The organism is Streptomyces sp. NPDC001851 (assembly GCF_040297165.1).
Taxonomy (GTDB): Bacteria; Actinomycetota; Actinomycetes; order Streptomycetales; family Streptomycetaceae; genus Streptomyces.
Genome location: NZ_JBEOYR010000010.1, coordinates 159,385 through 184,287, shown reverse-complemented (window position 1 = coordinate 184,287; position 24,903 = coordinate 159,385). Strand labels below are relative to the sequence as shown.

Annotated in this window: 19 protein-coding genes and 1 pseudogene; 12 read left to right on the top strand and 8 right to left on the bottom strand. The window is 71.3% G+C overall.

The features are described 5' to 3' along the window. Positions 1 to 2: 2 nt before the first annotated feature. The 6 genes from ABT171_RS17145 to ABT171_RS17120 all read right to left on the bottom strand — a co-directional run bounded on the left by ABT171_RS17145 (position 3) and on the right by ABT171_RS17120 (position 8,762). The gene (locus tag ABT171_RS17145; protein WP_351244441.1) at positions 3 to 1,319 is read right to left on the bottom strand and encodes a M20/M25/M40 family metallo-hydrolase; all 1,317 of its coding nucleotides are present in this window, start codon (positions 1,317 to 1,319) and stop codon (positions 3 to 5) included. Continuing rightward, positions 1,312 to 2,145, bottom strand: a complete 834-nt coding sequence (locus ABT171_RS17140) for a M55 family metallopeptidase (protein ID WP_351244439.1) — start codon at positions 2,143 to 2,145, stop codon at positions 1,312 to 1,314. The genes ABT171_RS17145 and ABT171_RS17140 overlap by 8 nt, the downstream gene beginning before the upstream one ends. A 97-nt stretch (positions 2,146 to 2,242) precedes the next feature. Then, a complete protein-coding gene (locus tag ABT171_RS17135) occupies positions 2,243 to 2,956 on the bottom strand; it encodes a class I SAM-dependent methyltransferase (protein ID WP_351244437.1) in 714 nt (237 codons plus the stop codon). A 145-nt stretch (positions 2,957 to 3,101) separates the two neighbouring features. Then, the gene (locus ABT171_RS17130) at positions 3,102 to 5,555 is read right to left on the bottom strand and encodes an ATP-binding SpoIIE family protein phosphatase (protein ID WP_351244435.1); all 2,454 of its coding nucleotides are present in this window, start codon (positions 5,553 to 5,555) and stop codon (positions 3,102 to 3,104) included. A gap of 163 nt (positions 5,556 to 5,718) precedes the next feature. Then, the gene (locus tag ABT171_RS17125) at positions 5,719 to 8,109 is read right to left on the bottom strand and encodes an MFS transporter (RefSeq protein ID WP_351244433.1); all 2,391 of its coding nucleotides are present in this window, start codon (positions 8,107 to 8,109) and stop codon (positions 5,719 to 5,721) included. 209 nt (positions 8,110 to 8,318) lie between these two features. Next, positions 8,319 to 8,762 carry an SRPBCC family protein gene (locus ABT171_RS17120; protein ID WP_351244431.1) on the bottom strand — a complete coding sequence of 148 codons (444 nt, stop codon included), beginning with the start codon at positions 8,760 to 8,762 and terminating at the stop codon, positions 8,319 to 8,321. 135 nt (positions 8,763 to 8,897) lie between these two features. Between ABT171_RS17120 and ABT171_RS17115 the strand changes: the two genes are divergently transcribed. The 3 genes from ABT171_RS17115 (at position 8,898) to ABT171_RS17105 (ending at position 12,185) form a co-directional block, all read left to right on the top strand. Beyond that, on the top strand, positions 8,898 to 9,929 hold the full coding sequence (locus ABT171_RS17115) for an Rv2578c family radical SAM protein (protein ID WP_351244429.1): 1,032 nt from the start codon (positions 8,898 to 8,900) through the stop codon (positions 9,927 to 9,929). A 159-nt stretch (positions 9,930 to 10,088) separates the two neighbouring features. After that, on the top strand, positions 10,089 to 11,648 hold the full coding sequence (locus ABT171_RS17110; protein WP_351244427.1) for an alpha/beta hydrolase: 1,560 nt from the start codon (positions 10,089 to 10,091) through the stop codon (positions 11,646 to 11,648). A gap of 138 nt (positions 11,649 to 11,786) precedes the next feature. Continuing rightward, entirely contained in the window at positions 11,787 to 12,185 is a 399-nt protein-coding gene (locus tag ABT171_RS17105; protein WP_351244425.1) for a RidA family protein, read from the top strand. 25 nt (positions 12,186 to 12,210) lie between these two features. On the opposite strand, the gene ABT171_RS17100 is transcribed toward ABT171_RS17105, so the two are convergent. Further along, the gene (locus ABT171_RS17100) at positions 12,211 to 12,795 is read right to left on the bottom strand and encodes an adenylosuccinate lyase (protein ID WP_351244423.1); all 585 of its coding nucleotides are present in this window, start codon (positions 12,793 to 12,795) and stop codon (positions 12,211 to 12,213) included. A gap of 394 nt (positions 12,796 to 13,189) precedes the next feature. On the opposite strand from ABT171_RS17100, the gene ABT171_RS17095 reads away from it, so the two are divergent. The 9 genes from ABT171_RS17095 to pssA all read left to right on the top strand — a co-directional run bounded on the left by ABT171_RS17095 (position 13,190) and on the right by pssA (position 24,121). After that, positions 13,190 to 14,995 carry a 3-hydroxyacyl-CoA dehydrogenase family protein gene (locus tag ABT171_RS17095; RefSeq protein ID WP_351244421.1) on the top strand — a complete coding sequence of 602 codons (1,806 nt, stop codon included), beginning with the start codon at positions 13,190 to 13,192 and terminating at the stop codon, positions 14,993 to 14,995. Positions 14,996 to 15,149: 154 nt separating this feature from the next. Next, entirely contained in the window at positions 15,150 to 15,968 is an 819-nt protein-coding gene (locus ABT171_RS17090; protein WP_351244419.1) for a TetR family transcriptional regulator, read from the top strand. Positions 15,969 to 16,366: 398 nt separating this feature from the next. Beyond that, positions 16,367 to 17,704, top strand: coding sequence for a crotonyl-CoA carboxylase/reductase (gene ccrA, locus ABT171_RS17085; protein WP_351244627.1), 1,338 nt, complete (start codon positions 16,367 to 16,369; stop codon positions 17,702 to 17,704). A gap of 9 nt (positions 17,705 to 17,713) precedes the next feature. Continuing rightward, positions 17,714 to 19,762: an ethylmalonyl-CoA mutase gene (locus ABT171_RS17080; protein ID WP_351244417.1), complete on the top strand. Its 2,049-nt coding sequence runs from the start codon at positions 17,714 to 17,716 to the stop codon at positions 19,760 to 19,762. Then, positions 19,759 to 20,724 carry an HpcH/HpaI aldolase/citrate lyase family protein gene (locus tag ABT171_RS17075; protein ID WP_351244415.1) on the top strand — a complete coding sequence of 322 codons (966 nt, stop codon included), beginning with the start codon at positions 19,759 to 19,761 and terminating at the stop codon, positions 20,722 to 20,724. The genes ABT171_RS17080 and ABT171_RS17075 overlap by 4 nt, the downstream gene beginning before the upstream one ends. Before the next feature lie 5 nt (positions 20,725 to 20,729). Next, positions 20,730 to 21,242 carry a MaoC family dehydratase gene (locus ABT171_RS17070; protein WP_270080707.1) on the top strand — a complete coding sequence of 171 codons (513 nt, stop codon included), beginning with the start codon at positions 20,730 to 20,732 and terminating at the stop codon, positions 21,240 to 21,242. After that, positions 21,242 to 22,447 carry an acyl-CoA dehydrogenase family protein gene (locus ABT171_RS17065; protein WP_351244413.1) on the top strand — a complete coding sequence of 402 codons (1,206 nt, stop codon included), beginning with the start codon at positions 21,242 to 21,244 and terminating at the stop codon, positions 22,445 to 22,447. The genes ABT171_RS17070 and ABT171_RS17065 overlap by 1 nt, the downstream gene beginning before the upstream one ends. Before the next feature lie 170 nt (positions 22,448 to 22,617). Next, on the top strand, positions 22,618 to 23,274 hold the full coding sequence (locus ABT171_RS17060) for a phosphatidylserine decarboxylase (RefSeq protein WP_351244625.1): 657 nt from the start codon (positions 22,618 to 22,620) through the stop codon (positions 23,272 to 23,274). After that, complete coding sequence (pssA, locus tag ABT171_RS17055; RefSeq protein WP_351244411.1) at positions 23,261 to 24,121, top strand: CDP-diacylglycerol--serine O-phosphatidyltransferase; 861 nt, start codon at positions 23,261 to 23,263, stop codon at positions 24,119 to 24,121. Before ABT171_RS17060 ends, pssA begins: the two co-directional genes overlap by 14 nt. Before the next feature lie 126 nt (positions 24,122 to 24,247). On the opposite strand, the pseudogene ABT171_RS17050 reads toward pssA, so the two are convergent. Next, a pseudogene (locus tag ABT171_RS17050) lies at positions 24,248 to 24,765 on the bottom strand (helix-turn-helix domain-containing protein); the annotation flags it as partial. Positions 24,766 to 24,903 lie beyond the last annotated feature (138 nt).

Sequence of the window (24,903 nt, the reverse complement as noted above, 5' to 3'; positions counted from 1 at the left end):
GCCTAGGCCGTCCGCAGGAAGCGGTCGAGCACCCGGACGCCGAAGTGCAGCGCCTCGATGGGCACGCGCTCGTCCACCCCGTGGAACAGCGCCTGGTAGTCGAGGTCCTCGGGCAGCTTCAGCGGAGTGAACCCGTAGCCGGTGATGCCGAGCCGGGAGAACTGCTTGGCGTCCGTGCCGCCGGACATGCAGTACGGCACCACGTGCCCGTCGGGCGCGAACTCGGCCACGGCGGCGCGCATCCCGGCGAACGTGGGCGAGTCCACCGGCGCCTGCAGGGCCACCTCCCGGTGCGTGAACTCCCAGCTCACGTCCGGGCCGGCCAGCTGGTCGAGCGTGGCGGTGAACTCTTCCTCGAAGCCCGCCAGATACCGGCCGTCGACGTAGGCGACCGCCTCGCCCGGGATGACGTTCAGCTTGTAACCGGCGTTCAGCATCGTGGGGTTGGCGCTGTTGCGGACAGTCGCCTCCACCAGCCGGGCGGCCGGTCCGAGTTTCTCCAGCAGCCGGTCCACGTCCGTGAAGTCGGCGTCGATGCCGTACAGGGCGGCGAGTCCGGCGAGCGCGGCCCGGACGGTCGGGGTCAGCCGCAGCGGCCACGTATGCTCACCGATCCGGGTGACGGCGGCGGCGAGCCGGGTCACCGCGTTCTCCCTGTTCACCTTGGAGCCGTGCCCGGCCCGGCCGCGTGCGGTGAGCTTCAGCCAGCCGGTGCCCCGCTCTCCTGCCGCGATCGGATAGATCTGCCGGCCGGCGCCGTCGTGGAAGGTGAACGCCCCCGACTCGCTGATGCCCTCGGTGCAGCCCTCGAACAGCTCGGGATGCTCGTCGGCGAGGAAGCCGGAGCCGTCCTCGGCGCTGGCCTCCTCGTCGGCGGTGAACGCGATGACCAGGTCCCGGCGCGGCCGTACGCCGGCCCGGGCCCAGCCGCGGACGACCGCGAGGATCATCGCGTCCATGTTCTTCATGTCGACGGCGCCCCGCCCCCACACCACCCCGTCGCGGATCTCGCCGGAGAACGGGGGGACGCTCCAGTCGGCGGCCTCGGCGGGCACCACGTCGAGGTGACCGTGCACCAGCAGCGCGTCGGCGCAGGGGTCGGTGCCCTCGATCCGGGCGACGACGTTGGTGCGGCCCGGCGTGCGCTCCAGCAGCAGCGGTTCCACGCCCGCGCCGGCCAGCCGCTCGGCCGTGTACTCGGCGGCGGGCCGCTCCCGGCAGTCCCCGCCGCCCCGGTTGGTGGTGTCGATGCGGATCAGGCCGGAGGTGAACTCCACCACCTCGTCCAGGGCGAGGTCGTCGGCCTGCTGGTCAGCCATACTGCTCCTCCACGGCGGCGGAGACGATCGTGGTGACCGCCTTGAACGTCCTGATGCCCTCGTACATGGTGGCACTGGTGTACGCCACCTTCCGCTCCCCGGTCCGCGCGACGCCGGGCACGACGGTCGCGGCCATCGCCAGGTGCGCGGCGTCGAACTCCACGGTGACCGTGAACGGCCCGGCCTGGGCGGGTGCGTGGCGCACCGCCAGCTGTGCGGCCTCCTTGGCGGCGGCGCGGATGTCGGCGGCGGTGCGGGCCGGGGTGCGGCACACCGCCGCATACCGCGACACATGGTCCTTCACCGCCACCTTCAGTGCCTCCGGCGCGTACCCGAGCGCGTCCTCGCAGGCCACGTCGTCACCGGTGACGAGGACGACGGGGACGCCGTACTCCGCGACGACATGCGCGTTGAGCAGGCCCTCGCTGGCGCGGACGTCGTTCAGCCACACCCCGGTGATCTGGTTGGCCAGGTAGGTGTGGGCGAGGACGCCCTCCATGCCGGCTCCCGCGTGGTAGCCGACGAACGCGATGCCGTCGATGTCGCCGTGCTGCACGCCCTCCACCATGGACAGCGACTTGTGCCGCCCGGTGAGCAGCTCGGCCCGCTCGTCGAGCCGCTCCAGCAGGAGGTTGCGCATGGTCCAGTGGGCCTCGTTGACCAGGACGTGCTCCGCCCCGCCGGCGAAGAAGCCCGCCACGGCGGCGTTCACGTCCGAGGTGAACATCGACCGGCACCGCTCCCACTGCGGCGTCCCCGGCAGCACGTCGGCCGGCCAGGTGACGCCGGTGGCCCCCTCCATGTCGGCACTGATGAGGATTTTCACGCGGGTCCGTCCCCTCGCTGATCAGAGGCGTGTCGCTGCTTCACGTTACGCGCCGGAGGGGGAACTTCCTACGAGGCGGAGTGGAGGCCCGCGGGGCCTACGCCCGGGCGAGGACGAACCAGCGGGCCGGCAGGTCGATGCGGGTGCCGTCGGCCAGGTGCTCGGTCTGCGGCAGGGCGGTGTCGCCCTCGGCGAGGACCTTCAGGCCGGCCGCGCCGAGCAGCCGCGGGATCTCCTCGTCGTCGGCGTCGGCGGGCTTGAGCCCGTGGTCGAAGACGCGCTGCAGCTTGGGCCCCGGGCCCTCGGACGCGGCGCGCTTGAGGACGTCCCGGGAGCCGGAGGTGAGTTCGGCGACGAACGCGCGGCCCCCGGTTCCGATGATCTCTGCGACGGCGGCGGCGACCGCGGGCCGCGCCTCGGGTTCGCTCTGGTGGATGACGGCCCGCATATAGACGTGGGCGTCGCCGAGCCGCTCGTGCAGGGCGCGTACGGCGTGGGCGTCGGTGAGGTCGAGCTGCTGGAACTCCACGGCGTCGTCCCGCGTGGTGCGGCGGGCGTGCTCGACGGCGGCGTGCGAGAGGTCGACTCCGACGGCACGCGCGAACCGGGTGGCGAGGTAGCGGGTCTGGGTGCCGTTGCCGCAGCCGAGGTCGACGATGGTGCGCTCCGGGTCCGCGTGGGGCAGCAGCAGCGCGCTGTGCGGTGCGGCGGACAGGGCGGGGTCGCAGTCCCAGATCGCCTCGCCCGTCCCGTCCGGGGTCTCGCTCCAGTAACTCTCCCAGTTGCTGCGGTACTTGTCCGAGACGTTCATGTGCTCTCCCCACGGTTCGGTTCCGTGATCGGGATATCGCGGGGGGCTGCGGTGGGGCAAGGGGCGGGGGGCCGCCTTCACCGGATGTATGGACTCCGGACCACTCCGGGGGCGCACACCGGCGGACCGCACGCCCCCCTGCTCGTCATCCTCCTGGGGTGATGGCCTGTTCGAACCACACGGTCTTGCGGTGCCCGGAGGCGCTGGCGCCCCACTCCCGGGCCAGCCGGCTGACCACCCGCAGGCCGCGGCCCGACTCGTCGTACGGCCCGGCGCCGAGCATCTCGGGCAGGCCGGGTTCGTCGTCGGTGACCTCGAACAGCAGCGCGTCGGTGCGGACCACGCGCAGCCCGACGGGTTCGTCCTGGGCGTGCCGGACGGCGTTGGTGACCACCTCGCTGACCAGCAGTTCGGCGGTCGGAACCGACTGCGGCAGCCCCCAGGCAAGGAGTTGTGCGCGGACCTCGCGGCGGGCGCGGGCGACCTCGCGCGGGTCGGCGTCGAGCCGCCACTCGGCGACGTGGTCGTCGGGGATGCCGTTGAGGCGGGCCATGAGCAGGGCGACGTCGTCCTTGCGGCCGCCGCGGGTGTTCAGGGCGCGGATGATGGTGTCGCAGGCGTCGTCCATGGAGGCGGCGGGGTGTGCGGCGGACTCGCAGAGCGCGGCGAGGCCCTCGCCGATGTCGCTGCCGCGCACCTCGACCAGGCCGTCGGTGCACAGCACCAGCCGGTCGCCGGGGCCGACCCTGATCCGGGTGGCCTCGAAGGGGACGCCGCCGACGCCGATGGGGGCGCCGGTGGGCAGGTCGAGCAGTTCACTGCTGCCGTCCTCGGCGCGGACCAGGACGGGCGGGATGTGTCCGGCGTTGGCGAGGTGCAGTTCGCCGCGGATCGGGTCGTAGACGGCGTACAGGCAGGTGGCGAGGTAGGTGTCGCCGAGCCTGCGGGCCAGGTCGTCGAGGTTGCGCAGGAGCTGGGCGGGCGGCGTCTCCATGGTGGCCATGGTCTGCACGGCCGTGCGCAGCTGGCCCATCATGGCGGCCGAGTTGAGGCCGTGTCCCATGACGTCGCCGACGACGAGGGCGGTGCGCGAGCCGGGCAGTTTGATGGTGTCGAACCAGTCGCCGCCGATCCGCCCGAGCCGGGTGCCGGGCAGATAGCGGGTGGCGATGTCGCAGCCGGCCATCCGGGGGCTGACCTGCGGGAGCATGCTGTCCTGCAGGGTGTCGGCGACGTTCTCCTGGTAGGTGTACATGCGGGCGTTGTCGAGCACGAGGCCCGCGCGGGCGGCGAGTTCGGCGCCGGTGGTGCGGTCGATGTCGTCGAAGGCCGGGCGGTCCGGGCGGCGCATCAGCACCATGAAGCCGAGGACGACGTTGCGGGCCTTGAGCGGGACGATCAGCAGGGAGCGGCCGGTGATGAGCGGCCTGAGGTCGCGCTTCTCGAACTCGCCGGAGATGCGGTCGCCCAGTTCCTCGGTCACCCTCGGGACGATGACCGGTTCGCCCGTGACCATGCACTTGTAGAACGGGGTGTGTTCGGGGAAGGCGAAGGACTCGCCGACGGGCACGGTGTCGTCCCAGCGGCCGGGTTCGTCGTTGTGCTCGACCCATACCCGGAACATCACCGTGTGGGCGTCCGGCGGGCCGTCCGGGAAGCCCTCACCGGCGAGGACGGCGGCGCGCAGATGGGTGCCCGCGAAGTCCGCGAACCGGGGTACGGCGGCGCTGGTGACCTCGCGGATGGTCGCGCCGAGGTCGAGGGAGGTACCGATGGCGGAGCTGACCTCGTTGAGGAACTCCAGCCGCTCGCGCACGGCGGCGTACTCCAGGTCGTGCTCGGCGCCTTCCGGGACCGCGACGGCCGCCTGCTGCTGGTGCGGTACGGCGGCTTCGGCGCGGGGGCGCCCGGGACGGCGGGGCACGCCCCAGTACGGGGTGACGGGCACCCGCTCGGACTGGCTGAACTCCAGGACCGGATAGCCCAGTTCGAGTACCTGCGAGACGATGCGGCCGCTGAGTCCTGGGCCCATGTTGGGCAGGATCTCGGGCAGCCGCCGTTCCAGTTCCTCGAAGGCGGGCAGTTCGGTGTGGCGGGCGAAGCCGGGCGAGATGCGTTCGGCGGTCTCGTCGTCGTAGCCGCGCTCGTCGCGCAGCCGGGTGGCGTCGGCGGCGAGCACGAGCAGCCGGGACGGTCCGGGGCCGACCAGCGGGTAGGCCCACCACAGCACGTCCAGCCGCTCGCCGTCCGGTTCCCGCGCGGGCGGGAAGAGGCGGGCGCGGCCGGCGGTGGCGTAGCCGGTGTGTCCGCCGAGCGAGGCCTCCAGGCCGGGGCCGAGTGCGCCGTACTCCTCGTGGGCGTCGGGCATCGTGTCGCCGCGCAGGTCCTCGGGCAGGGCGCCGGAGACGGGCAGCAGGTCGGCCGCGGCACGGCCGACGGCGTCCTCCCTGCCCACGCCGAACAGGCGCCGGGCGCCGCTGCTCCAGTGGGACACCAGGCCGTAGCGGTCGACGACGACCACGGCCAGCGGAATCCGGCCCGCCGCCGCGCCGCCGGTGCCGCTCCCGGGAGGCGTCTCCCGCTCGCTGCCACGGTCCATGGCCCAGGCCCTCTCTCCCCACGGCTGTACGCAAACGATCTGTGCCGCCCGCCACTACGGTACGGCGGCGGACGGTCGCGATGTGTGGCAATCCTGGAATTGGTTTCACCGGATCGGACCGGCGCGCAGCTCAAGGCCCTGCGCGCGCCCCTGTGCGGCCCGCTCAGTCCTCGTGGCCGAGCTGGAGGTCCCGTTCGGTACGGCCGCCGCCCGCGACCTGGAGCACGGTGGCGACCGGCGGGTAGCCGGCGGCGATGACGGTGTACTCGCCGGACGAGAGGTCGACGAACCGGAACATCCCGTCCGCTGCGGTGGTGAGGGTGTCGACGACGTTCCCGGCGGCGTCCAGGAGCGTGACGCGCGCGTCCTCCACGGGCCGCCCGCCGCTCGCCCGGACGGTGCCCCGCAGGACGGCGCCGCCCGCGAGTTCGACGTCCTGCCGGGTCTCCCGGGAGGCCTGCACGGTGACCGGCAGGGCGGCCGGGCGGAAGGCGGGGGCGCTGGCGGCGAGGGTGTACTCGCCGGCCACCAGCTCGGTGATGACATAGCCGCCCTCGCGACCGCTGCGGGTGGCGGCGACGACCTCCCCGTGCACATTGGTGAGGGTGACGGTGGCGTCGCGCACGGGGGTGCCGTCGGCGGTGAGCACGCTGCCGGCGAGGCGCCCGGCGCCGCCGAGGACGACGTCGAGTTCGACGGGCCGTTCGCCGACGGTGACGGAGACGGCCTGCGGCTGGTGGCCGCCGGCGGCGGCGATGAGCACGTACGACCCGGAGCCGGGTGTGCTGAGCGCGTACCGCCCGTCCTCGCCGCTCGCGCCCCGGCCGATCTGCGCTCCGGCGACGTCGATCAGCGTGAGCGCCGCGCGGGGCACCACGGTGCCGTCGGGGTGCTGCACCGTGCCGCAGACGGGGATGCCGGCCGTGTGGGGCGAACGCGCCTGGGGAATCGGGGGGTTCACGGGGCCGGTCCCGGGCTCGGTTTCGGTGGTGTGGTGGGACACCAGTGGTTTCTCCTTGAGGAAGAAGGCGATGAGCACACCGAGGACGAGCACCGGGACGAGGTAGAGGAAGATCCGGGGCATCGCGTCGGCGTAGGCGCGGATGTAGGCGTCGCGCAGCGCCGGGGGCAGCGCGTGGACGAGCTGCGGGGTGACCGACTCGGGGTCGGGCGGCGCGGCGCCCGCGCGCGGGGGCAGTTCCCTGTGCAGCGAGGAGGTGAGCCGGTTCGCGAGGAGGGTGCCGAAGACCGCGGCGCCGACGCTGCCGCCGATCTGCCGGAAGTAGTTGTTGGCGCTGGTGGCCGTGCCGAGGTCGGCGGGCCGTGCCGAGTTCTGCACGGCGAGGACGAGGACGGGCATCACCAGGCCGATGCCGGCGCCGAGGACGGCCATCCAGACGCTGTAGTGCAGCCGGGGCGTGTCCGCTTCGAGGCGGGAGAGCAGCCACATGCCGGCGGTGGAGGCGGCGCCGCCGAGGACGGGGTAGATCTTGTAGCGGCCGGTGTGGCTGATGAGCTGTCCGCCGACGACGGAGGCGCCGACGATCCCGGCCATCATGGGCAGCATCAGCAGCCCGGACTCGGTGGCGCTGGCCCCGTCGGCCATCTGCAGGAAGGTCGGCAGATAGCTGGCGGCGCCGAACAGGGCGACGCCGGTCACGAGGCCCACCAGGCCGCTGACGTTGAAGACGGGGTCGCGGAACAGCCTGAGCGGGATGAGGGGTTCGGCGGCGAAGCGCTCGGTGACGAGGAAGAGGACGACGGCGGCGAACGCCCCCGCGCCGAGGCCGGTGATCCGCCGTGAGTCCCAGGCGTACTCGGTGCCGCCCCAACTGGTCAGCAGCACCAGGCAGGTGGAGGCGGCGGCGAGCAGCAGTGCGCCGAGCACGTCGAAGCGGCCGCGGCGGGGCGGCTTGGGGAGTTTCAGGACCAGGGTGATGACGGCGAGGGTGACCAGACCGAGGGGGACGTTGAGGTAGAAGCACCAGCGCCAGGAGAGGTGGTCGGTGAAGTAGCCGCCGAGCAGGGGCCCGGCGACGGAGGCGAGGCCGAAGGCGGCGCCGATCAGGCCCATGTAGCGGCCGCGCCGCCGGGGCGGCACGATGTCGGCGATGATCGCCTGCACGCCGGTCATGAGGCCGCCCGCGCCGACGCCCTGGAGCGCGCGGAAGGCGATCAGCTGGTCCATCGACCGGGACCGGCCGGCGAGCGCGGAGCCGACGACGAAGACGGCGATGGCGAACTGGAAGACGCCCTTGCGGCCGAAGAGGTCGCCGAGCTTGCCGTACAGCGGCAGGCCGATGGTGGAGGTGAGCAGATAGGCGGTGATCGCCCAGGACATCCGGTTGAGGCCGTGCAGGTCGCCGACGATCTTCGGCAGCGCGGTCGCGACGATCATCTGGTCGAGGGCCGCGAGCAGCAGGGCGAGCATCAGCCCGCAGAACACGAGCCCGACGCGGCGGGCGCCGAGCCGGCCGGTCCCGGCCTGCGGGGCCGCGGGCGCGTCGGGGGGCGCGGTGAGCGGCTCGCCCCGCATCAGAGTCGTCCCGCCCACGTACCGCTCCCCTCGTCGCACCTGTCACATTTCCCGCGTAAGGCGACAACTGCGAACAACTTCGGCGAGTTACGGCACGGTTCGGGACGAGGGGGAGGTCCACTCGAACCGGTGAAGGGGCCCTCCGGGGACCACCCTGAGGTCAGCCCTGAGGTCAACGCCCCTTCACCGTCCCCGGATCGGGGTCCGTCCTGCGGCCTTCTTGCGGTCTACTTCTCGACCTCGGCGGCCAGCCTGGCGAGCACGGCGTCGTAGATCCGGCCGAGCCCCTTGGGTGCGAAGGTCTTCTCGAAGAAGCCGCCGATGCCGCCGGCACCCTTCCAGGTGGTGGTGACGACGACCCGGGAGCTGCCCTCGCCGGCGGGGGTGACGCGCCAGGTGGTGACCATGGAGGAGTTGCGGTCCTTCTCGACCAGCTCGCCGTCGGTGGGCTCGCTGACCTCCAGGAGGCAGTCGCGCACCCGCTTGCTGGTGGCCTGGAGCTTCCAGTGGACGAGGGTGCCCTCGCCGTCGCCGCCCTCGCGGACCTCGTACTCGCTGAAGTGCTCGGGCAGCAGCTTCTGCCGCGTGCCGCGGTAGTCGGCGAGGGCGTCGAACACCTTCTCCGCGTCCGCCGCGACGACCCGCTCCGTAGTGGCCTCGACCTGCGCCATTGCGTTCCTCCACGACCTGGTTTCTCGGGGTTGGGGCAAGCCAACCACCCCGGTGCCCGGCCGCCCAAATCGGGGGTCGCACGATCATGGGAACATGTGTTCTATTCTGTGCGGCAGGCTAGCGAGGAGGGCGTCATGCGCTGGGAGAACCTCACAGGTGAGAGCGAACACGGCCGGACCGAGGCCGCGCTGTTCGGCGCGGCCTCCGTCACCACCCGCACCTTCGACACGCCCGAGTTCCGCGGGATCACCTTCCACGAGGTCCGGGCGCGCTCGGTGCTGAACCGGGTGCCGGGCGCCTCGCGCATGCCGTTCGAGTGGACCGTCAATCCCTACCGTGGCTGCACGCACGCGTGCGTCTACTGCTTCGCCAGGAAGACGCACAGCTATCTGGACCTCGACACCGGCATCGGCTTCGACAGCCAGATCGTCGTCAAGGTGAACGCGCCCGAGGTGCTGCGCCGCCAGCTGGCCTCCCGGCGCTGGCGGGGCGAGCACGTGGCGATGGGCACGAACGTCGACTGCTACCAGCGCGCGGAGGGCCGCTACCGGCTGATGCCGGGCATCATCTCCGCCCTCACCGAGCACGCCAACCCGTTCTCGGTCCTCACCAAGGGCACCCTGATCCTGCGCGACCTGGACCTGCTGGTCCGCGCGGCCGAGGTGACGGACGTGGGGATCTCGGTCTCCGTCGGCTTCCTGGACACCGAGCTGTGGCGCACGGTGGAGCCGGGCGCACCCGCGCCCGAGCGCCGGCTGGACGTGGTGCGCACCCTGGGCGAACACGGCATCGGCTGCGGGGTGCTGATGGCGCCGGTGATCCCGTTCCTGAGCGACCATCCGGACCGGTTGCGCGCCACGGTACGGGCGATCGCGGAGGCCGGGGCCACCTCCGTCACGCCCTTGGTGCTGCATCTGCGGCCCGGTGCGCGGGAGTGGTTCACGGCCTGGCTCGCCCGGCACCACCCGCACCTGGTGCGGCGCTACGAGCGGCTGTACGCCGAGGGCGCCTACGCACCCCGGTGGTACCAGCGCCGGATCACCCGTCAGGTGCACGAGCTGGCGCAGGAGTACGGCATCGGGCCCACGCGGGCGGGCCTGGCCCGCCGGATCCGCCCCGCGGAACCCCCCGGCGCGTCCGAGCCGGCCCAGCTCACACTCCTGTGAGGGCGTCGGCCGCCCTGCGGTGAGGGCGTTCGAGGGCTTCGGGCAACCCAAACGGGTCAACTATGCCTATAAGGCGTTCTTCAGAGTGCTGATTCCGGGACGATGCGGCGAGAGAGGTGACCCTCGTGGTCCGCCGAAACCTCCGTCCCGGGAGGACGCATGAGAACACGCGCAGCCGTGCTGTGCGCAGCCGCCGCCGTACTGGCGGGCTCGGTCACCGCCCTGCCCGCACAGGCCGCCCCGGCCGCTCCCGCCGCGCGGCTCGCCTGGACGAAGTGCGGCACCGACGACTACCCGACGCTGCAGTGCGCCTCCCTCAAGGTGCCGTTGGACCACGCCGACCCGTCGGGCCGGCAGATCACGCTCGCCCTCTCCCGTGTCCCGCACACCGCGCCCACCTTCCAGGGCCCGCTGCTGGTCAACCCCGGCGGGCCCGGCGGCAGCGGCCTGGACCTCGCCGGATTCGTCGCCTCGGCGCTGCCCGGGAGCGTCGCGGCTCAGTACGACGTCATCGGCTTCGACCCGCGCGGGGTCGGCGCCAGCAGCCCGGACCTGGACTGCGCGCCCGGTCACTTCACGGCGGTGCGCCCGGACACCGTGCCCGCCACGGCCGCGCTGGAGCGGGCGAACCTCGACCGGGCGCAGTCCTTCGCCGCGGCCTGCGGCCGCAAGTACGCCGATGTGCTGCCGTACATCGACACGGTCAGCACCGCGCGCGACATGGACCTGGTCCGCGCGGCCCTCGGCGCGCCGAAGCTCAGCTACTTCGGCTACTCCTACGGCACCTACCTCGGCGCGGTGTACGCGAAGCTGTACCCGGAGCGGGTCCGCCGTCTGGTGCTGGACTCGATCGTCGACCCGACCGGTGTCTGGTACGAGGACAACCTCGGCCAGGACGTCGCCTTCGACGACCGCCACCGCGCGCTGATGGCCTGGATCGCCCGGTACGACGCGACGTACCACCTCGGCAAGGACCCCCGGAAGGTCGAGGACGAGTGGTACGCGATGCGGGCGGCCCTGGCGAAGAAGCCGGCCGGCGGCAAGGTGGGCGCCTCGGAGCTGGAGGACACCTTCATCCCCGGCGGCTACTACAACGGCTACTGGCCCGACCTCGCGGAGGCGTTCGCGGCGTACGCGCGCGAGGGGAGGACCGGGCCGCTGGTGGAGGCGTACGAGGACCTCGGTGCCGTGGACGGCTCCGGCGACAACGGCTACAGCGTCTATGCGGCGGTGCAGTGCCGTGACGCCTCCTGGCCCGGCAGCTGGCAGCAGTGGCGCACGGACACCTGGGCGGTGTACGCCAAGGCGCCCTTCATGGCCTGGAACAACGTCTGGTACAACGCGCCGTGCGCGTTCTGGCCGACCGCGAGGCGCAAGCCGGTGGACATCGCCAACGCCAAGCTGCCGCCGGTCCTGCTCTTCCAGGCGACCGACGACGCGGCCACGCCGTACCCCGGCGGTGTCACGGTCCACCGGCTGCTCGCCGGCTCCAGCCTGGTGGTCGAGGACGGCGGCGGCAACCACGGCATCACCCTGAGCGGCAACGACTGCCTGGACCGGTACCTGGCCGCGTATCTGACGGACGGCCGGGTGCCGCGGGGTTCGGGGGTCGCCGACGCGGTCTGCGCCAAGTCCCCCGACCCGAAGCCGGAGGAGCCGAGGGCGGCACCGGCGGCATCGCGGGGACTGACGCTGCACGGCTTGCTGGGCTTCCGCTAGGCGCCGGGCGCTCCGCTGCGGGCGCCACGGAACGCCGTCCGCCGTCGTCTGGCGTCGTCTGCGGCGTGCGTGTGGCTGGTCGCGCAGTTCCCCGCGCCCCTTCGGGGCACTGTCAGTGGGCTGGTCCATCATGGGGCCATGAGTGAACCCACCCGGATCGCCGCCCCGGACGGCGTCGCCCCCGCGGCCCAGTACAGCCATGTCGTCTCGGCGACCGGCCGCCTCGTCGCCGTGTCCGGCCAACTCGCCCTGGACGAGCGGGGCACGCTGGTCGGCGAGGGCGACCCCGCGGCTCAGGCACGCCAGGTGTTCGAGAACCTGAAGCGCTGTCTCGCCGCCGCCGGGGCCGGCTTCGAACACGTCGTCAAACTGACGTACTTCGTCACCGACACGGCCCACCTCCCCGCCATCCGAGCGGCCCGCGCCGCCCACATACCCGACGACCGCCTCCCGGCATCGTCCGCGGTGCGGGTGGCCGGGCTGGTGGCCCCGGAGTTCCTGATGGAGATCGAGGCGCTTGCGGTGGTGGGCGACTAGCCGGGGACGGGGGCGGCGTGCCCGGTCAGCTCGTCTCCTCCTCCTTCGGGATCCGTGCCAGCGCGTGCACCGCCGCCTCGGCCAGGGCCGGGTGGGCCAGGGCCTCGGTCAGGACCCGGCGGGCGCGGGGGTCGCCCAGCGAGCCGAGGCCCTCCACGCAGGCGAGGGCGACCCGGCGGTAGGGGTCGTGCGGGCGCAGGCGGCGTTGCAGGGTGGTGATCAGGGCAGGCACGGACTCGGGCGCGGCGAGTGCGGCCAGCAGCCGTACCGGGTGCAGGGCGTAGGCCACGCGGAGTTCGTTCGTCGCGAGGGCCGCCGCCGCGCGGGCCGTGCGGGGGTCGCCGAGGCGGGCGAGGGCGTGGGCGGCCGAGGCGCAGCGCGGCGGGTCGCGGTGGTTGAGCAGGAGCACCAGGGACTCGAAGGCACGCCGGTCGCCCGCGAGGCCGAGGCGGAACGCGGCCAGTTCCCTGGCCCACAGCGGCTGTCCGGGCGCGGTGAGCACCTCCGCGAGTTCGTCGTGGTCCTCGGTCGCGAGCAGCCGGTCGTACGCCGCCGAGCCGTGCGACTCCTGCCGTAAGCGCTCCGTGAGTGATCGCAACTCTTCGTCCACGAAGGCCAGCGTAGGGGGGTGGCGAGGTCTGAGGGAGCTACATCACAAAGTCCGGTGCGAACCGAGGGCTGGCGCGCTCGTTACTCGCCGGTTAAGCTCAGACGAGCGGGTTACCCACTCGCGCTTCCGCTGACGACGGTCTGGTGACGCGGCCGTCGTGAGCATTGGTCGGTTCGGTACGACGTGTACCGCAGTACGACCCGGCTCCGGGACAGGGCCGGTCGGATTCCCTGCCGAGTGCCGTTCGCGGGCGTGTGCATCGCCCGTGGCACCGGCGGCACCGGGCGTGTGCGCTCAGCAGCCCGGCAACACCCGCATTCCTTTCCGCCCCGGGTGCGCCCCTCGGCGCACCCGGCGCGTTCCTCGTCGTCACCCTCATTCCTGGAGTCCCGCGATGGCCACTCCCCTTTCCGACTCAGCCCTGTCCCCGCTCAAGACGATCGCCGTCGTCGGCCTCGGCACCATGGGCACCGGCATCACCGAGGTCCTCGCGAAGGCGGGCCGCGAGGTGATCGGCATCGACATCAGCGAGGCCCAGGCCGCGAAGTCGCTCGCCGCCCTGGAGGCCTCCACCGCCCGCTGTGTCGAGCGCGGCCGGCTCACCGAGCAGGAGCGCACCGCGGCCCTGGCCCGGGTCCGCACCGCCACCGGCCTCGCCGCCGCGGCCGACGCCGACCTCGTCATCGAGGTGGCCCCGGAGTCGTACGAGATCAAGCAGCAGATCTTCCGTGAGCTGGACGGCATCGTCCGCCCGGAGACGATCCTGGCGACCGGCACCAACGCGCTGTCCGTCACCCGGCTCGCGGCCGACTCGGCCCGCCCCGAGCGGGTGCTCGGCCTGCACTTCTTCAACCCGGCACCGGCGATGAAGCTGGTCGAGGTCGTCTCCTCGGTGCTGACCGCGCCCGGCGCCGTCGCCGCGGTCACGGACCTCGCGATCGAGCTGGGCAAGGAGCCGGTCGCGGTCGGCGACCGCCCCGGTTTCGTCGCGGACGGCCTGCTGTTCGGCTACCTCAACCAGGCCGCCGCGATGTACGAGGCCCGGTACGCCTCCCGCGAGGACATCGACGCGGCGATGCGGCTCGGCTGCGGCCTGCCGATGGGCCCGCTCGCACTGCTCGACCTGATCGGCGTCGACACCGCGCGTACGGTCCTTGAGGCCATGTACGCCGAGTCCCGCGACCGGCTGCACGCCCCGGCGCCGATCCTGAAGCAGCTCAGCGAGGCGGGCCTGACCGGCCGCAAGTCCGGGCGGGGCTTCTACACCTACGCGGCGCCGGGCAGCGCCACGGTCGTGCCGGACGCGCTGACCCCGGCCGAGGGCGGCTCGGCGGTCCAGGGGCGCGAGGTCCGTTCGGTGGGCGTCGCCGGCTCCGGCACCATGGCGTCCGGCATCGCCGAGGTGTTCGCCAAGGCGGGCTACGACGTCGTCCTGGCCGCCCGCAGCGCGGAGAAGGCCCAGGCCGCCAAGGCCCGGATCGGCACGTCGCTTTCCCGCTCTGTCGACAAGGGCCGGCTGACCGCCGAGGCCGCCGCGCAGATCCTGGACCGGATCGCCCCGGCGGGCTCGTACGACGCCTTCGCCGAGGTCGACCTGGCCGTCGAGGCGATCGCCGAGGACCTGGAGATCAAGCGGCAGCTGTTCGCCACGCTGGACAAGATCTGCAAGCCGGGCGCGGTCCTCGCCACCACCACCTCCTCGCTGCCCGTCGTCGCCTGCGCCCGCGCCACCTCGCGCCCGCAGGACGTCATCGGCATGCACTTCTTCAACCCGGCGCCGGCGATGAAGCTGGTCGAGGTCGTGCGGACCGTGCTGACCGCCGACGACGTGCACGCGACCGTCCGCGAGGTCTGCGCGAAGATCAGGAAGCATGCGGTGGACTGCGGCGACCGGGCCGGCTTCATCGTGAACGCGCTGCTGTTCCCGTACCTCAACAACGCGATCAAGATGGTCCAGGAGCACTACGCGTCCCTGGACGACATCGACGCGGCGATGAAGCTCGGCGGCGGCTACCCGATGGGCCCCTTCGAGCTGCTGGACGTGGTCGGTCTGGACGTCTCGCTGGCCATCGAGAAGGTCCTGCACCGCGAGTTCCGCGACCCCGGCCTGGCCCCGGCCCCGCTGCTGGAGCACCTGGTGGCCGCGGGCTGCCTCGGCCGCAAGACCGGCCGCGGCTTCCGCGAGTATGCCCGCCGCTGACGGCGGCGGCGACTGGTCCCCCGCGGAGACGGACTGGGGCGGACTGCTCGGCCCCGCGGACCTGCCCCCGCCCTCCTGGGGCGGGGGCGGCGTCCGGGGCGGGAGAAACCCCGCACCCGCGCACCGAACTGCGCACATGCAGTACGTTCGGGTCATGTCCCAGCCCGCCAAGTCCTCCCGTACACCAGCTACGCCCGACGCGCCGGAAAGTGCCGCAGGCAGTCGCGCCGCCGCCCAGCGGCTCAAGATGCGCCGAGAACTGGCGGCCGCAGCCATGGAGCTGTTCGCGACCAAGGGGTACGAGGCGACCACCGTCGACGAGATCGCGGCCGCCGCCGGGGTCGCCCGCCGCACCTTCTTCCGCCACTTCCGTTCCAAGGAAGAGGCGATCTTCCCGGACCACGACGACACGCTGATCCGCGCCGAGGCGGTCCTCAACGCCGCCCCCGCGCACGAGCATCCGCTCGACACCGTGTGCCGCGGCATCAAGGAAGTCATGAAGATGTACGCGGCCCGGCCGGAGATCTCGGTCGCCCGCTACAAGCTCACCCGCGAGGTGCCCACCCTGCGCGAGGCCGAGATCGCCTCGGTCGCCCGCTACGAGCGCCTCTTCACCCGCTATCTCCTCGGCCACTTCGACGAGCACGCGCACGCCGACGACGCCAACGACGACCCGCTGCTGGCCGAGGTGGCCGCCTCCGCGGTCGTCACCGCCCACAACCACGTCCTCAGGCGCTGGCTCCGGGCGGGTGGCCAGGGGGACGTGGAGGCGCAGCTCGACCACGCCTTCGCGATCGTGCGCAAGACGTTCGGCACGGGCATCGGCGCCGGCCGCGGCACGGCACCCAGGCCGGCGGCCACGGCCCCCGCGACGGTGTCCGCGCACGGCGAGGTCCTCGTCACGGTCGCCCGCACCGACGCCCCGCTGGACGAGGTCATGCGGACCATCGAGGAGGCGCTCAAGGAGCGCTGACCCCGCTCCCCCGCTGTGACGACGGCCACCCCACCGGGTGGCCGTTTTGCCATGTCAGGGCCTGTTTTCGAGCAGATTTCAGGGCCCGTTCGATCGATCATCGCTCATTTGTTACGTAAAGATTTCATCTGAGGGGAACTTCTGGCACTCAGTGCCTTGTCACCTGACACGCGGTGTCATACGTTGAAGGTGTCCGGGCTGTCCCGGCAGGCCCACCGCCTGTGTGTCCGGACGCCTGCGTCACAGGCAACCTCCCGCGCCACAAAGCGCTGCCGAAGCACCACCGAGCCGAACCGACGGCACCTCCCGAAACCCTCAGCAGCACTCAACGCAGCACCGACGATCCCCCAGCGCCCCTTCCCTCAGGGGCGCTCACCGCCGGAGGCAACACCGTGACCGTGAAGGACATCCTGGACGCGATCCAGTCGAAGGACGCCACGTCCGCCGACTTCGCCGCCCTGCCGCTTCCCGACTCGTACCGCGCGATCACCGTGCACAAGGACGAGACGGAGATGTTCGCGGGCCTCGCGACCCGCGACAAGGACCCGCGCAAGTCGATCCACCTCGACGAGGTGCCCGTGCCCGAACTCGGCCCGGGCGAGGCCCTGGTCGCCGTCATGGCCTCCTCGGTCAACTACAACTCGGTGTGGACCTCGATCTTCGAGCCGGTGCCGACCTTCGCCTTCCTGGAGCGCTACGGCAAGCTCTCGCCGCTGACCAAGCGGCACGACCTGCCGTACCACATCATCGGCTCCGACCTGGCCGGCGTCGTCCTGCGCACCGGCCCCGGCGTCAACGCCTGGCAGCCCGGCGACGAGGTCGTCGCGCACTGCCTGAGCGTCGAGCTGGAGTCCCCCGACGGCCACGACGACACCATGCTCGACCCCGAGCAGCGCATCTGGGGCTTCGAGACCAACTTCGGCGGCCTGGCCGAGATCGCGCTGGTGAAGACCAACCAGCTGATGCCCAAGCCCAAGCACCTGAGCTGGGAGGAGGCCGCCGCCCCGGGCCTGGTCAACTCCACCGCCTACCGGCAGCTGGTCTCCCGCAACGGCGCGGCGATGAAGCAGGGCGACAACGTCCTGATCTGGGGCGCCAGCGGCGGCCTCGGCTCCTACGCCACCCAGTTCGCCCTGGCCGGCGGCGCCAACCCGGTCTGTGTCGTCTCCTCCCCGGAGAAGGCCGAGATCTGCCGGAAGATGGGCGCCGAGTCGATCATCGACCGCAACGCCGAGGGGTACAGGTTCTGGAAGGACGAGCACACCCAGGACCCCAAGGAGTGGAAGCGCTTCGGCAAGCGCATCCGCGAACTGACCGGCGGCGAGGACATCGACATCGTCTTCGAGCACCCCGGCCGCGAGACCTTCGGCGCCTCGGTCTACGTCACCCGCAAGGGCGGCACCATCACCACCTGCGCCTCCACCTCGGGCTACATGCACGAGTACGACAACCGCTACCTGTGGATGTCGCTGAAGCGCATCATCGGCTCGCACTTCGCCAACTACCGCGAGGCCTACGAGGCCAACCGCCTCATCGCCAAGGGCAAGATCCACCCGACCCTGTCGAAGACGTACCGCCTGGAGGAGACCGGCCAGGCCGCCTACGACGTCCACCGCAACCTGCACCAGGGCAAGGTCGGCGTGCTGTGCCTGGCGCCCGAGGAAGGCCTCGGTGTGCGCGACGAGGAGATGCGGGCCCAGCACATCGACGCCATCAACCGCTTCCGGAACGTCTGAGAGCCGCAGATGACAGAGCGTCAGCCTTCGGACTCCCGGAGGGAAAAGGACCGTCCGTGGCTCATGCGGACGTACGCCGGCCACTCGACGGCGGAGGCGTCCAACGAGCTGTACCGGCGCAACCTCGCCAAGGGCCAGACCGGTCTGTCGGTGGCGTTCGACCTGCCGACGCAGACCGGCTACGACCCCGACCACATCCTCGCCCGCGGCGAGGTCGGCCGGGTCGGCGTGCCCGTCGCGCACCTCGGTGACATGCGCCGGCTGTTCCAGGACATCCCCCTGGAGCAGATGAACACCTCGATGACGATCAACGCCACCGCCATGTGGCTGCTGGCGCTCTACCAGGTCGTCGCCGAGGAGCAGGGCGCGGACATCACCAAGCTCCAGGGCACGACCCAGAACGACATCGTCAAGGAGTACCTGTCCCGGGGGACGCACGTCTTCCCGCCGGGGCCGTCGCTCCGCCTGACGACGGACATGATCGCGTACACGGTCTCCCACATCCCGAAGTGGAACCCGATCAACATCTGCAGCTACCACCTGCAGGAGGCCGGGGCCACACCGGTGCAGGAGATCGCGTACGCGATGTCCACCGCGATCGCCGTACTCGACGCCGTGCGCGACTCCGGCCAGGTGCCGCAGGAGCGCATGGGTGACGTGGTCGCCCGCATCTCCTTCTTCGTGAACGCGGGCGTCCGCTTCATCGAGGAGATGTGCAAGATGCGGGCCTTCGGCCGCATCTGGGACAAGGTCACGCGGGAGCGGTACGGCATCGAGGACCCCAAGCAGCGCCGCTTCCGCTACGGCGTCCAGGTCAACTCCCTCGGCCTGACCGAGGCGCAGCCGGAGAACAACGTCCAGCGGATCGTGCTGGAGATGCTGGCGGTCACCCTCTCCAAGGACGCACGCGCGCGTGCCGTGCAGCTGCCCGCCTGGAACGAGGCGCTGGGCCTGCCCCGGCCGTGGGACCAGCAGTGGAGCCTGCGCATCCAGCAGGTGCTGGCGTACGAGAGCGACCTGCTGGAGTACGACGACATCTTCGAGGGCTCGAAGGTCATCGAGGCGAAGGTGGAGCAGCTGGTCGCCGACTCCCTCGCGGAGATCGACCGCATCCAGGAGATGGGCGGCGCGATGGCCGCCGTGGAGTCCGGCTATCTGAAGTCCCAGCTGGTCGCCTCGCACGCCGAGCGCCGGGCGCGGATCGAGTCCGGCGAGGAGAAGATCATCGGTGTCAACGCCTTCGAGGGCACCGAGCCGAACCCGCTGACGGCCGACCTGGACACCGCCATCATGACGGTCGACCCGGCGGTCGAGGCCCGTGTCATCGCCGGGCTGCGGAACTGGCGCGACACGCGCTACCAGCCGCCCTTCAACCACCCGCGCCCCTGCAAGGCGCTGGAGCGGCTGAAGGAGGCCGCCAAGGGCACCGACAACCTGATGGAGGCCACGCTGGAGTGCGCCCGCGCCGGGGTCACCACCGGCGAGTGGGCCGGCGCCCTGCGCGAGGTGTTCGGCGAGTTCCGGGCGCCCACCGGGGTGTCCTCCGCGCCGGTCGCGGTCGCCGCCGAGCCGGGCTCCGCGCTCGCCGAGGTCCGGGCCAAGGTGGACGCCACCGCCCGCGACCTGGGCGTCGGCAAGCTGCGTTTCCTGGTCGGCAAGCCGGGCCTGGACGGGCACTCCAACGGCGCCGAGCAGATCGCCGTCCGCGCGCGTGACGCCGGCTTCGAGGTGGTCTACCAGGGCATCCGGCTCACCCCGGAGCAGATCGTGGACGCGGCCCTCGCCGAGGACGTGCACGCGGTGGGCCTGTCGATCCTGTCCGGCTCGCACGCCCAGCTGGTGCCGGACGTGCTCCAGCGGCTGCGTGTGGCCGGTGCCACAGATATACCCGTGATCGCTGGTGGCATCATCCCGAATGGTGACGCCGAGCAGCTCAGGGCCGCCGGAGTGGCCGCCGTCTTCACCCCGAAGGACTTCGACATCACCGGAATCATCGGCCGCATCGTCGACGAGATCCGGAAAGCGAACAAGCTCGACCCTCTGGAGGTCCCCGCATGACCACGCCTGTCAACCGCCTTCGCCCGCGGCGCTCCTGCCTGGCGGTGCCGGGCAGCAACCCGCGCTTCCTGGAGAAGGCGCAGGGCCTCCCGGCGGACCAGGTCTTCCTGGACCTGGAGGACGCGTGCGCGCCGCTCGCCAAGCCGGAGGCGCGGCACACCATCGTCAAGTTCCTCAACGAGGGTGACTGGACGGGCAAGACGCGGGTCGTGCGCGTCAACGACTGGACGACCGAGTGGACGTACCGCGACGTCGTCACGGTGGTCGAGGGTGCCGGCCAGAACCTGGACTGCATCATGCTGCCGAAGGTGCAGAACGCCGAGCAGGTCGTCGCGCTGGACCTGCTGCTCACGCAGATCGAGAAGACCATGGGCTTCGAGGTCGGCAAGATCGGCATCGAGGCGCAGATCGAGAACGCGCAGGGGCTGAACAACGTCAACGCGATCGCCGAGGCCTCCCCGCGCCTGGAGACGATCATCTTCGGCCCGGCCGACTTCATGGCCTCCATCAACATGAAGTCGCTGGTCGTGGGCGAGCAGCCGCCCGGCTACCCGGCGGACGCCTACCACTACATCCTGATGAAGATCCTGATGGCCGCCCGCGCCAACAACCTCCAGGCGATCGACGGCCCCTACCTGCAGATCCGCAACGTGGACGGCTACCGCGAGGTCGCCCGGCGCGCCGCCGCGCTCGGCTTCGACGGCAAGTGGGTGCTGCACCCGGGCCAGGTCGAGGCGTCCAACGAGATCTTCTCGCCGTCCCAGGAGGACTACGACCACGCCGAGCTGATCCTGGACGCGTACGAGTACTACACCTCCGAGGCGGGCGGCAAGAAGGGCTCCGCGATGCTCGGCGACGAGATGATCGACGAGGCCAGCCGCAAGATGGCCCTGGTCGTCGCGGGCAAGGGCCGGGCCGCCGGCATGCGGCGCACCAGCACGTTCGAGATCCCGGAGGCCTGAGCGCGATGCAGTTCGGACGCACCTACGAGGAGTTCGAGGTCGGGGCGACGTACAAGCACTGGCCGGGCAAGACGGTCACGGAGTACGACGACCACCTGTTCTGTCTCCTCACCATGAACCACCACCCGCTCCACATGGACACGAACTATGCGGAGAAGACGACGGACTTCGGCAAGAACGTCGTCGTCGGCAACTACATCTACTCCCTCCTGCTCGGCATGTCGGTGCCGGACGTCTCCGGCAAGGCGATCGCCAACCTGGAGATCGAGTCGCTCAGGCACGTGGCGCCGACCTTCCACGGCGACACGATCTACGGCGAGACGACCGTGCTGGACAAGTGGCCGTCGAAGTCGAAGAACGACCGCGGGATCGTCCATGTCGAGACCAAGGGCTACAAGCAGGACGGCACGCTGGTGTGCGTCTTCCGCCGCAAGGTCATGGTGCCGACCGAGACGTACATCAAGGAGCGCGGCGGCGAGCAGCCCGGCCGCCCGGAGCTGAAGCAGCAGGAGAAGTAATGGCGCGCCTCGCCCAGACCGCCGGTCTGACCGACGTCCAGCAGGAGATCCTCTCGACGGTCCGTGACTTTGTCGACAAGGAGATCATTCCGGTCGCGACCGGGCTGGAGCACCGCGACGAGTACCCGCAGCAGATCGTCGACGGCCTGAAGGAACTCGGCCTCTTCGGCCTGATGATCCCCGAGGAGTACGGGGGCCTGGGCGAGTCGCTCCTCACCTACGCGCTGTGCGTGGAGGAGATCGCCCGGGGCTGGATGTCGGTGTCCGGCATCATCAACACGCACTTCATCGTCGCGTACATGCTCAAGCAGCACGGCACGCAGGAGCAGAAGGACCACTTCCTGCCGCGCATGGCGGCCGGCGACATCCGGGGTGCCTTCTCGATGTCGGAGCCGGGCCTGGGCTCCGATGTGTCGGCGATCACCTCGAAGGCGGTCAAGGACGGCGACGAGTACGTCCTGAACGGCCAGAAGATGTGGCTGACCAACGGCGGCACGTCGTCGCTCGTGGCCGTGCTCGTCCGGAGTGACGAAGGACACGCCGAGGGCACCGCGCCCCACAAGTCCATGACGACCTTCCTGATCGAGAAGGAGCCGGGCTTCGGCGAGGTCCGCCCGGGCCTGACCATTCCCGGCAAGATCGAGAAGATGGGCTACAAGGGCGTCGACACGACCGAGCTCATCATGGACGGCCTGCGGGTTCCGGCCGACCGGGTGCTCGGCGGGGTCACCGGCCGGGGTTTCTACCAGATGATGGACGGTGTCGAGGTCGGCCGGGTGAACGTGGCGGCGCGCGGCTGCGGCGTCGCGCAGCGGGCCTTCGAGCTGGGCGTGCAGTACGCCCAGCAGCGGCACACCTTCGGCAAGCCGATCGCCCAGCACCAGGCCATCCAGTTCAAGCTGGCGGAGATGGCGACCAAGGTCGAGGCCGCGCATGCGATGATGGTCAACGCGGCGCGCAAGAAGGACTCCGGCGAGCGAAACGATCTCGAAGCCGGAATGGCGAAATACCTCGCCTCCGAGTACTGCAAGGAGGTCGTGGAGGACGCCTTCCGGATCCACGGCGGCTACGGCTTCTCCAAGGAGTACGAGATCGAGCGCCTCTACCGCGAGGCCCCGATGCTGCTCATCGGTGAAGGTACCGCCGAGATCCAGAAAATGATCATCGGCCGCCGCCTGCTCGAAGAGTATCGGTTCCAGGGCTGAATGCCCGGGTACGGGGTGTTTTCTTCGAGAAGAAGATCACACCCCGTCGACGGTCTTCGGCGGCCGACTCGGCTGCCCGGCTTGCCCAGTTGCAGCCCGCGACCGGTACGATCCCCGGAAAGCCGCCGTCCCCCGTCATTGCGCGGCATCATCCGCTACGAAGGTCATCCATGCCCCACAGCCAAATCTCTGCACCTCGCGACAGCCGGGCCGGCGTACGCCTCGCGCGCGGAGCATCGCCGTGGCTTCTCCCGACCGTCGCCACCGCAGCCCTCAGCCTGGCCCGCGCCCGACGCTCCGGCGCGGCCCGGGCCGTGGCCGTGCCCGCCACCGCGCTGGCGGCGGGCATGCTGTGGTTCTTCCGCGACCCTGAGCGCGAGATCGCCCCGGGCCGGGTCATCTCGCCCGCCGACGGTGTGGTGCAGAGCATCATGCCGTGGAAGGACGGGCGTACCCGCGTCGCGATCTTCATGAGCCCGCTGAACGTCCACGTCAACCGCGCGCCCCTGGCGGGCACGGTGACGTCCGTCGAGCACATCCCCGGCGGCTTTGTTCCGGCTTTCAACAAGGAGAGCGAGAACAACGAGCGCGTAGTCTGGCATTTCGACACCGAACTCGGCGACATCGAGATGATCCAGATCGCCGGCGCGGTCGCCCGCCGTATCGTGCCCTACATCCCTCAGGGCACGAAGGTCGAGCAGGGCGACCGTATCGGTCTGATCCGCTTCGGCTCGCGTGTCGACCTCTACCTGCCCGAGGGCGTGGAGGTCGCGGTCGAGGTCGGACAGAAGACCGTGGCTGGGGTGACTCGCATTGACCGTGATTGATCCGGAGACCCAGGCGGGCTGGGTGCCCGAGGCCGACGAGGTGGACGACGAGGAGGAGATGCCCCTCTCGCTCCGCCTGTCGATAGCGGACACCCTCACCCTGGGGAACGCCACGTGCGGCTTCATGGCGGTGTACTTCACCACCACCGGCATCCTGATCCCGCACCTCACCGGTGACGATTCGGGCATGGCCCGCAACAGCGCCGCCACGGCTGTGATCCTGATGCTGTGCGCGGCTGTCTTCGACCTGTTCGACGGCCTCGTCGCCCGCAAGCTGCGCTCGTCGCCGATGGGTGCGGAGCTGGACAACCTCTCCGATCTGATCAGCTTCGGTCTGGCGCCCGCGTACTTCGTGCTCGTGTACGGCATGGTCGCGAGGGACGCGCATGAGCGGGTCGCGGCGGCGGGCGCGATCGTCGTACTGCTGGCGGTGGTGCTGCGGCTTGCCCGCTTCTCGTGCGTCACCGTGAAGGACGGCACCTTCCAGGGCATGCCCTCGCCCTTCGGCGCGCTCACGGTCGTCTCGATCGTGCTGCTGGAGCTGCCGTTCGAGGCAACCCTGCTGGCGGTCCTCGGTACCGCCTGGCTGATGGTGAGCCGGGTCGAGTACCCGAAGCCGCGGGGCATCCTCGCGGTGGCGGTGCTGTGCTGGATCGTGTCGGCCATGGGCATGCTGGCCGCGTGGGCGTTCGACGCGCCGGGCGGACAGGTGCTGCTGCAGACGGGCTGCGCGCTGCAGATCGTGATGGCGGCGACGATCCCGCTGTTCGCCACGGCGCGCCGGGTGAACACCTTCCGGGGCAACCGGCGTGAGAGCCGCGAGGCGCGGGCGGCGCAGATCCCGTAGCTTCGCTTGTACGTCGCCCGAGGGGCCCGGACCGAATCACGATTGGGTCCGGGCCCCTCGGGTTTTCCCGCAGTGGCTGGCCGCCGAGCACGGTGTGTCGCGGCATGCGCTCTGGAAGTCGTGCTTCGGGAGGATCTCGGCGTAGGCGAGGCGGGAGTGGTCGTCGACGGCGGCGGGGATGTAGTCGTAACTCAGGCCCCGCAGCGATCCGGGCCGTTCGCCGCGGCCTTGGGCGCGATGGCCGCCGCCGGCAGGGATCTTGCCGGGCTTCTTGACGTCGACATGGATCATGTCGCCGGGCCGGGAGTGTTCGTAGCGGCTGCTGCTGGCCCTGGTGGCGCGGATGACCTGGCCGGTCAGCGGGTCGCAGGCGGACAGAGGCGGCACCTGGTGGCGGCTGAGGATCCGGCTGACGGTACGGGCGGGAACGCCGGTGCGCTCGGCAGGTTGTCGGGCCCCTTGCGCAGAGTGCGGCGGGCTTTGAGTACGCGCTGTTCGACGGCTGCGGGTGGGCGGCGGTGCGGACTGCTGCTGCGGTCCTGCAGCCCGCTCCAGCCCTCGGCGCGGTAGCGGTGCACCCAGCGACGGGCGCACCGGCGGGAGACGCCGAGCTCCTTTGCCACGTGAGCCACCGGACGCCGGTTCACCCATGTGATGGCCGAGTACAACCAGTGCCCCGGCAGGCAACGCTTGCCCGTCGAGCAGCGGCGTCCGGTGAGTGCTCTGGGGTCCCCCCGGCCGAAGGCTGGGGGGAGTGCCGGCCGGAAGTCCTCGTACTGGAC